Annotated in this window: 9 protein-coding genes; 7 read left to right on the plus strand and 2 right to left on the minus strand. The window is 44.8% G+C overall.

The genetic code is table 11. The features are described 5' to 3' along the window. The first annotated feature begins 120 nt into the window (after positions 1 to 120). The gene (locus V7K84_RS11775) at positions 121 to 2031 is read left to right on the plus strand and encodes a GTPase family protein (RefSeq protein ID WP_334838222.1); all 1911 of its coding nucleotides are present in this window, start codon (positions 121 to 123) and stop codon (positions 2029 to 2031) included. Positions 2032 to 2277: 246 nt separating this feature from the next. After that, the gene (locus V7K84_RS11780; protein WP_334838224.1) at positions 2278 to 3957 is read left to right on the plus strand and encodes a hybrid sensor histidine kinase/response regulator; all 1680 of its coding nucleotides are present in this window, start codon (positions 2278 to 2280) and stop codon (positions 3955 to 3957) included. Positions 3958 to 3993: 36 nt separating this feature from the next. Here the strand turns inward: V7K84_RS11780 and V7K84_RS11785 are convergent, their stop codons facing one another. Next, positions 3994 to 4452: a DUF29 domain-containing protein gene (locus tag V7K84_RS11785; protein WP_334838225.1), complete on the minus strand. Its 459-nt coding sequence runs from the start codon at positions 4450 to 4452 to the stop codon at positions 3994 to 3996. A gap of 432 nt (positions 4453 to 4884) precedes the next feature. After that, the gene (locus V7K84_RS11790; protein ID WP_334838227.1) at positions 4885 to 5994 is read right to left on the minus strand and encodes an S-(hydroxymethyl)glutathione dehydrogenase/class III alcohol dehydrogenase; all 1110 of its coding nucleotides are present in this window, start codon (positions 5992 to 5994) and stop codon (positions 4885 to 4887) included. A gap of 359 nt (positions 5995 to 6353) precedes the next feature. On the opposite strand from V7K84_RS11790, the gene V7K84_RS11795 reads away from it, so the two are divergent. The 5 genes from V7K84_RS11795 to V7K84_RS11815 form a co-directional block, all read left to right on the plus strand. Continuing rightward, positions 6354 to 7637, plus strand: coding sequence for a valine--pyruvate transaminase (locus tag V7K84_RS11795; protein WP_334838229.1), 1284 nt, complete (start codon positions 6354 to 6356; stop codon positions 7635 to 7637). A 187-nt stretch (positions 7638 to 7824) separates the two neighbouring features. Then, complete coding sequence (gene rimM / locus V7K84_RS11800) at positions 7825 to 8598, plus strand: ribosome maturation factor RimM (protein ID WP_334838238.1); 774 nt, start codon at positions 7825 to 7827, stop codon at positions 8596 to 8598. Between the two features lie 46 nt (positions 8599 to 8644). Beyond that, on the plus strand, positions 8645 to 8929 hold the full coding sequence (locus V7K84_RS11805; protein ID WP_334838241.1) for a type II toxin-antitoxin system PemK/MazF family toxin: 285 nt from the start codon (positions 8645 to 8647) through the stop codon (positions 8927 to 8929). A 186-nt stretch (positions 8930 to 9115) separates the two neighbouring features. Beyond that, on the plus strand, positions 9116 to 11497 hold the full coding sequence (locus tag V7K84_RS11810) for a phosphoketolase family protein (protein WP_334838230.1): 2382 nt from the start codon (positions 9116 to 9118) through the stop codon (positions 11495 to 11497). Positions 11498 to 11950: 453 nt separating this feature from the next. Next, the coding region (locus tag V7K84_RS11815; RefSeq protein WP_334838232.1) for a Crp/Fnr family transcriptional regulator at positions 11951 to 12783 on the plus strand (833 nt) is incomplete at its 3' end.

Raw genomic sequence — 12783 nt, forward strand, 5'->3', positions numbered from 1 at the left:
AACACATCACACGAACTAGTAGCTAGATTACACTCTAATACACGCGGTAATCCAGAACTCACCACAAGATTTAGATCGACAATAGCAATATAAGAAGTCTAACCAAGGCAGGTATGGGCAATGGTGCGATTAAAACTGTGGCAGTGGGTGGTCTTAGCAATCCCGATCGCGTTTATCATTATTTTCTTACTGGTATCCGCCGGTTCACAAATTCATGCGTGGGGCATTAATTGGATTTGGGGTGTATTCACCGTTTTATTTGTGGGTTGGCGTTGGCTGCTAGTCAAATGGACTCAACCAGCTGTTAACGAGGTGGAAGCTGTATTAACTCAAGTCCGTGAAGAATTGGAATCGACAGCAGAGGATACAGTAAGGCGACCTGTGGGAAGTGACACCACAAAGCTTGCAGAAGCCGCCCTTCAAGAAATTCTCCAAGTGGCACAAAGCGATCGCCCGATTTGGGAAGACTGGCAAACTTTTTGGACGCGATGTCAAGATTTAGTCGTAGCGATCGCTCATATCTACAATCCTCAGATTCAATATCCCCTGCTAAACATCTACGTCCCCCAAGCTTACGGGCTGATTCGCGGAACTGTGGATGATATGGATAAGTGGATGCAAAAGTTATCCCCGATCCTCAATCAGGTAACGGTTGGACAAGCATACCAAGGATATGAGGTCTACCGGAAGTTGGAACCATCGGCTCGGAAATTCTGGAAAGTTTGGAACTGGGCACAATGGATCTTAAATCCGGTGGCGGCGGTGGCAAAACAAGCCAGTCAGGGTTCTAGTAACCAAGCAACTCAGCAATTATTGGGGAATTTGAGCCAGTTATTTCGGGAAGCTGCCCTGAGAAACTTATGCCGACAAGCGATCGCACTTTACGGACGTAGCACCTTACCAGTTCCAGCAACCGTAGCTTCCCCACCAACTTTACCCCAGCCAAAAACCCAAACACTCCGAGAAATCCTGACTCAAGCTCAACCAGCTGAGGCGGTTGAGCAAAAACCCGTGAATATTCTGCTGGTGGGGCGCACGGGTTCGGGAAAAAGTAGCCTGATTAACACCCTATTTCAGGCGGATCTCGCAGCAGTTGACGTTTTACCCAGTACCGATCGCATTCAGAATTATCAATGGCAGACTCAAGGTGGGGAAACCCTGACGCTTTTGGATACACCTGGTTACGAACAAGTCAACCGTGCAGAACTCCGAAATTTGGTGCTTGATTATGCTATAAATTCCGATTTGCTGCTGTTAGCAACTCCTGCCCTCGATCCTGCCCTGCAAATGGATGTGGACTTTTTACAAGACATCAAAGCAGAAATTGCAGATTTACCTGCGATCGCGATTGTCACTCAAGTAGATCGGCTGCGTCCCATCCGCGAATGGCAACCGCCTTACGATTGGGAATGGGGCGATCGCCCCAAAGAAATTGCGATTCGCGAAGCCACTGAGTATCGCGCCAAACTGCTAGGAAACTTCTGTAATCTAGTTTTACCCGTGGTTACAGGTGACAGCAAAACAAATCGAGTTGCCTGGGGAGTAGAAGCGCTATCGTTGGGATTAGTGGATGCGATCGCACCTACTAAGCAACTCCGTCTCGCCCGCTTTTTGCGTAACCTAGAAACTCGCATCGTCGCCGCCGCCAAAATCATCGACCACTACACCTTCCAGATGACGACAACACAAGGATTAACGGCATTGCTCAAAAGTCCCGTCCTTCAGTTTGTTTCTACGCTCTCAACCGGATCTCCAGCTTTAGCATATATGCTGGCGGAGCAAATTCCTGTGGAACAGTTGCCAATTGTCATTGGTAAACTGCAAATGGGATATGACCTTTTCTCACTCTTGAACCCCAACGCGCTCAACTTTGAATTGCTATCCCTTTGGCCGCTACTGCTGGAAAACACCGCTGCACCCGATCGCAACGCCTGGGCATTTGGTCACGCCCTAGTGGAGTACTGGACTCAAAATTTGACGGTTGAACAGCTCCGAGAGCGATTTGAGTATTATTTAGCGATCGCTAAATAACGAGTTTACTAACTACGTAACCGCAGGAGATTAAACATCACAAGTGGTATTAGAACACATAAATAATTTACGAGTATTTACTTAGAAAACTTAAAGGTGTTTATACCATGAGTGAAGAAAAAATGCCTTAAGAGATTGCACTTTCAATATCTAAAGTTAAGATGACGATTAAGAGTAGGTGTCTGCTGAAACCTACCCGCTTTATCTGAGTTTTTATACAGACATCCCTTTTGTTCGGAGTTCTTTATGACAAATATATTACAAACCTCCATCCCTCAAGCACAGAATTTAGATCAAAGCTATAGTATTTCGTCTTACAACAGGCTGCTTTCGGTGGTGAAGGATTTGGCTTGTGTGCGGACTATTGAAGAAATTATTGAGATTGTGCGTTTGGCTGCTCGCGATCTCACAAATGCTGATGGAGTCACCTTTGTATTGCGGGATGGTGAATGTTGCCACTATGTCGATGAAAACGCCATTGGCCCACTTTGGAAAGGTATGCGTTTTCCGCTCAAGTCTTGCATCTCCGGTTGGGCAATGCTCAATAAAAAAGCAGCCGTAATTGAGGACATTTACCAGGATGCGCGAATTCCGATTGAGGCGTACAAAGTAACTTTTGTCAAAAGTTTAGTGATGGTTCCTATAAGAGTTTCCGATCCACTGGGTGCGATTGGAGCCTACTGGAGTACACGCCATCTAGCCACGCCCCAAGAGATCGGAATGCTTGAGATTTTGACAGATACTACAGCAGTTGCGATCGCAAACGTGCAACTTTTCCAAAAACTGACGAACCAAAATGCCCTAAAAGACAAATTTATTGCGATGCTGGCTCACGAACTGAGGAATCCCGTTGCCCCCATCTCCAACGGCGTTCAACTACTCAAACTCAAGCTAGGACAGACTGGCGCAGTAGGGGAAACAGTTTTAATGATGCAAAACCAGATTAAGCACCTCTCGAAATTGATCGATGAGTTACTTGACGTATCGTCTATCACTTATGGGAAGATTTCATTAAATCTTGAGAAGGTTAATCTGGTGGAATTGGTTCGCCAAAGTCTCAATGACCACGCACAAGCAATAAAAAGATGGAATCTTAACGTAGTACAAGACTTGCCAAGCATACCTGTGTGGGCTTATGTTGACACCACTCGCTTCTTCCAAATCTTTGGGAACCTTCTTGATAACGCCTTAAAGTTTTCCCAACCAGATGGAACGATTTGGGTAGATTTTTCAGTTATTCCAGGTGAGAATGGCTCAAGTAGTGTGGCGGCCTTATCTGTAAGAGATACAGGCATAGGGATAGACCCGACAATATTACCAGAACTTTTCGAGCCGTTTACCCAGGCCGATCGTAGTTTAGATCGTTCGCGGGGCGGGCTAGGTTTGGGACTTTCGGTAGTCAAAAGTCTTGTAGAACTTCATGGTGGTAATGTTGAAGCCTCAAGTAGAGGGATAAATTTGGGAGCAGAATTCAAAGTCACTCTCCCAGTATGCGAAGAGATTACAGCTTGGGATAACGACTCGGAGATTATAGAAGCGGCGAAAAAATCGTTGAAGATTTTAGTCATCGAAGATAACGAGGATTCAGCCATAACATTACAAGCAGTGCTTGAGCATTTTGGGCATGAAGTTTTCATTGCCGAGAATGGAATTTTAGGGGTAGAAACTGCAAAGAAGCTTGAGCCTCATGTAATTATTTGTGACATCGGACTTCCTGAAATGGATGGATTCGCCGTTGCACAGGAACTAAGTAAAGATTCCAAGTTTACTCGCTCAATTCTGATTGCACTTACCGGCTACGGTAGCCAAGAGGATCGGCAACTTGCGCTGAAGTCTGGTTTCAAATGCCACTTAACCAAGCCTGTAGACTTTGAAATACTGATAGCAGAAATCGATCGATACTTTGATGAAGTATTATCAAGTTGAGAAATTTTGCTACTTGTGAATTTTGACTGAGGAGTGTTAATCCATTAAATCATCTGTTGTAGACTCACCGGGATAAAAGCGATCGCTCAGAATTTCCTCAAAAAGATATAAACATTGGTTGGGAAAAGTTGAAAGTGGCAGATTTGTTTCTCCTGATGCTAAATCCCTACCATTTTGATATGATTCCTGGAGTGCTTCTTCAATGTAAGGTTTCAGACTAGGATTTTCGTTCAGCAACTTAAGAATTTCCCGTCGTTGTACTCTAATTGTTGCTAACCAACTGCGGCTGCGTTGCTTTGCTTGATATTCCCATTTGAGTAAATGTCCAATTAACACACTAAAACGATTTCTCAATTCTTGGCGTTCCTTTCTTCCCAAAGATTCAATTTCCTCAATTAAATTGGGTAGGTCAAGCCTGTTCCATTGATGATGACGCAAAAGGTTAGCCTGTTGTTGAGTCCAACTGTAGAAGTCTGCTTCATATAAGTTTGGCATCAGCTTTTTTGTTGTTTTTCAGGTTTGTATAGTCTACATAATTTTAAAATTCATAATTATGTTTAAGGTGATTTCTCACAAAGAATAGACCTCTTGCAAAAATAAATTATGGTACAATTAAGGGTTTTAAAAATTTGCTTTCTATCTCTATCAGACATCCTAATGAGGTGACAAAAGTTCTCTATATAGATTCTGATATGAATTTTTTATAAAACCTATAATCATACCACAAAAGAATTATGCAAGAGGTCTAATATACCCAGGTTGACGAGTTTCGACTTCGCTCAACTCTCGATCCCTTAGTTGGTTGAGCGGAGTCGAAACCAACGGCGACGGTAGATTTATTAACGGAAATTGCCTAAGATAGAAATTTAAACATTCTTTGAAGCAGTACTGTCACATAAGCATCAGGTACAAATTACGAATTACGAATTAGAAAGTTACCACACTGCGAATTGATTCACCTTTGTGCATTAATTCAAAAGCATCATTAATTTGCTCAATGGGCATTACATGGGTAATTAAATCATCAATATTTATCTTACCTTCCATATACCAATCAACAATTTTTGGCACATCTGTACGCCCTCTAGCACCACCGAATGCTGAACCTTTCCAAACGCGTCCAGTGACTAATTGAAAAGGACGAGTACTGATTTCCTGTCCAGCACCAGCAACACCAATAATCACGCTCACACCCCAACCTTTGTGACAGCATTCTAATGCTTGACGCATCAATTTAACATTACCGATACATTCAAAACTGTAATCGGCACCGCCTTTTGTTAAATCAACCAGATAAGGAACTAAATCACCCTCTACTTCTTGAGGATTGACAAAGTGCGTCATACCAAACTTTTCCGCCAAGGCGCGTTTGTTGGGATTAATATCCACCCCAACAATCATATTTGCCCCTACCATCCGCGCCCCTTGGATGACATTTAAGCCAATACCACCCAAACCAAAAACCACAACATTTGCTCCAGGTTCCACTTTGGCAGTATTGATAACTGCACCAATACCAGTAGTCACACCGCAGCCAATGTAACAAACCTTATCAAAAGGAGCATCTTCCCGAATTTTTGCTAAGGCGATTTCCGGCAGCACTGTATAGTTAGCAAAAGTGGATGTACCCATATAATGATGAATCATTTGCCCATCGAGACTAAAGCGACTAGTGCCATCGGGCATCACACCGCGTCCTTGAGTTAGGCGAATGGCTTGACAGAGATTAGTTTTGAAACTCAGACAATATTCGCACTGACGACATTCGGGAGTGTAGAGGGGAATCACACGATCCCCTGGTTTGAGACTGGTGACACCAGCGCCTACTTCCACTACCACGCCAGCACCTTCATGTCCCAAAATAGCCGGAAACAAACCTTCTGGATCGTCACCAGATAAGGTAAAAGCGTCGGTATGACAAACCCCGCTTGCTTTCACTTCAACTAACACTTCGCCGGCTTTTGGCCCCGATAGTTGAACGGTTTCAATCGTCAACGGCTTACCTGCGCTGTAAGCTACTGCTGCTTTAACTTGCAATGTCAGCGCTCCTGTATAGTTTTGTCATTTGTCATTTGTCATTTGTCATTGGGATTAGGGGAGAGGTGACAGGTGATAGGGAATAATCTGTACCCTTTACCCTGTAACCTATTCTCTTCTTTACTCCCCAGTTTCCTCACACGCATTGAACGCATGATAAACTTTTGTATTACTTCATCGGATTTACTCAGCACGATCGCGGCTATAACGATAAATATTATCACCTTTGTTAAAATGTCATTCTCTAGCTAGATTGGTTAAAGGCGGCAACAGCTGTTTTGGCAACGATGTAAACTGGATGTCAGCAGCAACCCCAAATAATTTGTCCACCCCTAAATTAATATATTTTATTACAGCTTATGAACCCTGCCCTAACTCAAATTGGCGCTCAAATGTCCAACCTGACTGGCGTCAGAGCAATCATGAAGGATATCATCGAAACATTACGAGCGGGTGCAGGGCAGCATTTTATTAATTTGAGTGCTGGTAATCCGTTGATTTTGCCAGAAGTAGAACAATTATGGCGGGATTGCACTGCACAGCTTTTGGCTAGTCCAGAATATGGTGAGGTAGTTTGCCGTTATGGCTCAAGTCAGGGCTATGCACCATTTGTGGAAGCGATCGCTAACGATTTTAACAAACGCTACGGGTTAAACTTAAGCGATCGCAATATCCTGATCACCCCCGGTAGTCAAACCCTCTACTTCTACGCTGCCAATACCTTCGGTGGCTACACTCCCAGCGGCGAGTTAAAACAAATCGTTTTGCCCCTCAGCCCTGACTACACAGGTTACGGTGGCATTTGCTTAGTTCCAAAAGCCTTAACTGCCTACAAACCAACTCTCGATATAGATGCAGCTGCCCACCGATTTAAATATCGCCCCGACTTCAGCAAACTTACAATTACAGAAAATACGGGTTGTGTCCTCTTCTCTCGCCCCTGTAATCCTACTGGTAACGTCCTCACCGATGATGAGGTGAAAAAGATTGCCGCCCTAGCTGCACCTTACAATCTACCCGTGTTAATTGACTCGGCTTATGCGCCTCCCTTCCCAGCATTAAACTTTACTGAAATGACACCAGTGTTTGGTGATAATATTCTCCACTGCATGAGTTTATCGAAAGCGGGATTACCAGGGGAAAGAATTGGTATAGCTATTGGGGATGAAAAGTGGATTGAAGTGCTGGAGTGTTTTCAGGCAAATATGAGTCTCCATTCTTCACGTTACGGCCAAGCGATCGCAGCTTATGCAATCAATTCTGGTGCTTTAGTGGATATTTCCCATACTGTCATCCGTCCCTTTTACCAAAATAAATTTACCGTTTTAGAAACTAGCTTAGAACAAGCGATGCCCAAGAATTTACCTTGGTATCTCCATCGCGGCGAAGGGGCAATTTTTGCATGGTTGTGGTTACAAGATTTACCCATCAGTGATTGGGAATTTTACCAGCAATTAAAGCAAGTAGGTGTGATTATTGTTCCTGGAAGTACCTTCTTCCCCGGTTTAGAGGAAGAATGGGCGCACAAGCACCAATGTTTCCGCATCAGCCTCACCGGCAGCGATGAGGAAATTGCCACTGCCATGCAACGTTTAGCAAAAGTGGCTGAAGAAGCTTATAAAGGTGCGGCGGTGACTGCCTAGTACCGCAAGGCGGAATTAAAAATTAAAAATTAAAAATTAAAATGAATACAGCGTAAGCGTTTCATTGATTTGGAATGGTGAGCAGTCGCTCAAAGGGGGTTCCCCCGATGAGGAACTGCTGTTAGCGAGTCATCGAGCGTCAGGGGTGGTTTATTTCCGCCGTGTTGTAGTAGTAGGAAAAATGGAAATGAAACACGAAGAAGCTAATAAAGAGATTGGAGGCAGAGGTGCAGAGGGGCAAAGGGGCAGAGGTGCAGAGAAACAGAGGGGCAAGAGAGTAGGAGGAAATTCAAAAATTCAAAATGTCCAATCTCCAACCCCTAATCCCCAGCCCGTAGTTCCCAGTCCCCAATCCCCAGCCCCCAATCTCGACGATTGGCTAGAAATTGGTAAGATTGTTTCCCCTCAAGGATTGTCTGGAGAATTACGGGTTTATCCTGTATCAGACTTTCCCGAAAGATTTGAGGTGCCAGGAAAACGTTGGTTGTTGTGTTCAGGTGACATAGAACCACAACCAATCGAATTATTAACAGGACGTTACATCAGTAATAAAAACTTGTATGTCATCAAATTAGCTGGTGTGGAAAATTGCGATCGCGCGGAGGCGTTGCGCGGTTGTAAGTTAATGGTGCCAGCTAGCGATCGCCCCCAATTAAGCGAAGATGAATATCATGTCCTCGATTTGATTGGCTTGGAAGTTTTCATGCAAGCATCTGGCGAACTCGTGGGTACAGTGGTAGACATCATCCCGGCTGGCAATGATTTGTTAGAAGTAAAATTACACCCATCTTTTACCACTGACAAAGGACAAATGACAAATGACAAAGAACAAGCGACAAATGACAAAAAGCAAAAGACTGTTTTGATTCCATTTGTGGAAGCGATCGCACCAATAGTAGACTTGAAATCTAATCGCATTGAAATTACGCCGCCGCCTGGATTATTGGAAATAAATAATTAGGTTATTCCTCGATCTCCCTCTAGCTAGTTTTGCTGTACTCGTTATCATTGTTCAGCGAGATCGACTAACTCAGTTTACAACAACATCTGTAGTAGTTCCTTTAACCACTAATCTGCGACGCGCTATTATACCAGGTACAATTGTCATACCTTCAGGTGAAGGCGGTTTAACGCAAGAGTCAGTGGTACTTTCTTATCAAATAGTTGTTATCGATAGGCAGCGATTAATCCGAAAATTAGGAACTCTTTCTCATAATTATTTATTAATGCTAAAAGTGGCATTAGATTACACTTTACAACTAGATAATTATGACGAAGAAAATGCTGATTGATACTATTAATTAGTAGCATAAGGGTAGCTCATTCTAGACATTGCTCTCCATCTTGTGCCCAAAGCCAAGGAATATAGTCACAAAGGCTGATAAAATTCATCATCGGTTAGATGGCCATCATCTGGGAAACAAGTATCATTACTTACTGATGAATCCATCAAAATCCTTTTGTAATGGAGTGTCGAAATGACATTAGCTACGACTCCACAAACAAAGCCTTTAACTGATGAAGAATTACGGAAGATAAACGCCTACTGGCGTGCAGCTAACTATCTTTCGGTTGGGCAGATATATCTACTCGACAATCCGCTACTGAGAGAACCGCTAAAGCTGGAACACGTCAAACCCAGACTCTTAGGGCACTGGGGAACCACACCAGGGCTGAACTTTATCTATGCTCACCTGAATCGGGTCATCAAAAAATATGACCTCAACACAATCTACATTGCTGGCCCCGGTCATGGAGGCCCTGGACTGGTAGCCAACACCTACCTAGAAGGCACTTACACCAAGTACTACCACAACATCTCCCAGGATGCTGAAGGAATTCAGAAACTCTTCAAGCAGTTTTCTTTCCCTGGTGGGATTCCCAGTCACGTTGCACCGGAAACTCCTGGTTCGATCCACGAAGGCGGGGAATTAGGTTATGCCCTCGTCCACGCTTTTGGTGCTGCCTTTGATAACCCTGACTTAATTGTTGCTGCTGTTGTCGGAGATGGCGAAGCGGAAACAGGTGCTTTAGCAACTAGCTGGCATTCCAACAAGTTTCTTAACCCCGTACATGATGGGGCTGTACTTCCGATTCTGCACTTGAATGGATATAAAATTGCTAATCCAACAGTATTGGCAAGGATCGGCCATGAGGAATTAGAAAGCTTATTGGTGGGCTACGGCTACAAGCCATACTTTGTAGAAGGTGACGATCCCGCAGATGTCCACCAGCAGATGGCGGCGACTCTAGATATAGCGATCGCTGAAATTCAAAGCATCCAAAGAGAAGCCCGCGTACATGGTTTCACCGAACGTCCGCAGTGGCCGATGATTGTGATGAAAACCCCCAAAGGGTGGACAGGGCCCAAGGAAGTTGATGGCAAAAAAACTGAAGGTTTTTGGCGATCGCATCAAGTTCCCTTTGGCAACATAGCGAAACAGCCAGAACACCTGAAACTCCTAGAAGATTGGATGAAGAGTTACAAACCAGAAGAACTCTTCGACAGCAACGGTAAGCTGATTCCCGAATTAGCAGAATTGGCTCCCAAAGGTCATCGACGTATGGGTGATAATCCCCACGCTAACGGCGGTATTTTGCTGTGCGACCTGAAGATGCCCGACTTTCAAAAGTATGCCGTAGATGTTCTCAAACCAGGGCAAGCGATCGCTGAAGCTACTCAAGTTGCCGGAAAATTCCTCCGGGATATCATGCAACTTAACCAAGAAAGCCGCAACTTCCGCATCGTCGGCCCTGATGAAACGGTATCGAATCGTTTGGGTGCTGTGCTAGAAGCTACAGACAGGGATTGGGCAGCCCAGATCCTCCCGGAAGATGACCACCTTTCCCCCGACGGTCGGGTGATGGAAATTCTCAGCGAAACTAATTGTCAAGGATGGTTAGAAGGCTACCTCCTCACCGGACGCCACGGATTTTTCTCTTGCTACGAGGCGTTTATCCACATCATTGACTCAATGTTCAATCAGCACGCCAAATGGCTGAAAACGACCAGAGATATTCCTTGGCGTAGACCGATTGCTTCCCTCAATTACCTACTCACTTCCCACGTTTGGCGGCAAGACCATAACGGTTTTTCCCACCAAGACCCCGGTTTTATTGACCATGTAGTTAATAAAAAAGCAGAAATCGTTCGCGTATATCTGCCGCCCGATGCCAATACTTTGCTATCAGTAACCGATCACTGTCTCAGAAGCCGTAACTATGTCAACGTCATCGTTGCTGGAAAGCAACCAGCATTGCAATACCTAAACATGGATGCTGCTATCAAGCATTGCACCAAAGGCATCGGTATTTGGGAATGGGCAAGCAACGACAAAGACGGCGATCCAGATGTAGTAATGGCTTGTGCTGGGGATATTCCCACCTTAGAAACTTTAGCGGCTGTGGATATTCTGCGCCAGCACTTCCCTGAGTTAAAGGTGCGGGTAGTGAACGTAGTCGATTTGATGACACTACAGCCAAAAAGCGAACATCCCCACGGTTTGAGCGCAAAAGACTTTGACACGATTTTCACCACAGATAAACACATTATCTTTGCCTTTCATGGCTATCCCTGGTTGATTCATCGCTTAACCTATCGCCACACTAACCACGAGCAGATGCATGTGCGTGGCTACAAGGAAGAGGGAACTACCACCACCCCCTTTGACATGGTTGTTCTTAACGAACTCGATCGCTTCCATCTAGTGATGGACGTAATTGAGCGCGTACCAAAATTAGGATATAAGGCAGCTTATGTCAAACAGCATTTGCAAGATAAGCTGATCGAACACAAACATTATATTCAGAAGTACGGCGACGATATGCCAGAAATTCGCGATTGGAAGTGGCCCTATTAAAAGGGAATGAGGATACAGAGGCGAATGGCACGCTTGTTAATCGCAAAGCCCTGATATAACAAGATTTTTGAGTGGGGGGAGTGGGGGAAGTGTGGGGAGAAAGAGGAGAAATTGAATAACTGCATATCAACAAATGCTGCATTGCTTCCCCATCCTCCCACACCTCCCACACCCTGCCAGCAAGGAGGTTTCAGCTTTTCTTAGTGCCATTCGATACAGAGGCAGAGGGGAAACTCTTCTCCCTGCTTCTTCGTTTGTTTTTTAGAACTATACTGAAAGAAATCGGTACTGAATTACAATTTTCTCAAAATACGATTTAATCTAGCGTTCTAAGTTGTGAAGTTTACAACTTCTAGATATAAAACCACCTTTTGACATATTGGGGCTAGTTACTGGCTATCTCTCAAGTTCATCAGTTGCTTTTGCAGGAACAGTTGTACTTGTAGGTTCTCCATGTCAGTTTCTAACCAACCTCATCTACCAATAGAAAATCAGATCCTTGCTGCTCTTTCAGAGGCTGAATATCAACGCCTAGTTCCCTATCTAGAGCGAGTCGAGCTTTCAGTTAAGCAAATCCTCTACAAAGCCAATGAACCAATAACACACGTCTATTTTCCCCATCAGTCAATGGTTTCTTTGATCTGTATCCAGCAAAATGGCTCGACTGTCGAAGCTGGCATAGTGAGCAATGATGGCATGGTAGGTATTCCTGTAATTTGGGGCAGTAACATTACAAATACAACTGCGTTTGTACAGATTGCAGGCAGCTCTATGATGATGAAGACAGAGTTGCTCCAAGCCGAGTTTAAGCGAGGTGGAGAGCTTCAAAGTTTGCTGTTGGGTTACACTCATGGGCTGTTCACTCAGGTTACACAAACACTCGCCTGCAACAGCCTCCACACTATAGAACGACGGCTGGCTCGTTGGTTGCTCTTTATCGCTGTCCGCGTACAATCAGATACATTCGTGCTAACTCAGGAATATATTGCTAAGACGCTAGGCTGTCGTCGCACTAGTGTTACGGAGGTAGCAGGTAGACTCAGCCGAGCCGGAATCATTAGCTACAAGCGAGGAATGATTACCATCCTGAATCGGTCAGGTTTGGAAGATACATCTTGCGAATGTTATTTCATGATTAAAGAGGAATACGCTCGATTGCTTGACGTACCGAGCCAGTCTGCTCACGAAAATGGGGGCAGGGGGCAGGGGGCAGGGGGCAGGGGGCAGGGGGCAGGGGGCAGGGGGCAGGGGGCAGGGGGCAGGGGGCAGGGGGCAGGGGGCAGGGG

The organism is Nostoc sp. (assembly GCF_036917315.1).
GTDB lineage: Bacteria > Cyanobacteriota > Cyanobacteriia > Cyanobacteriales > Nostocaceae > Nostoc.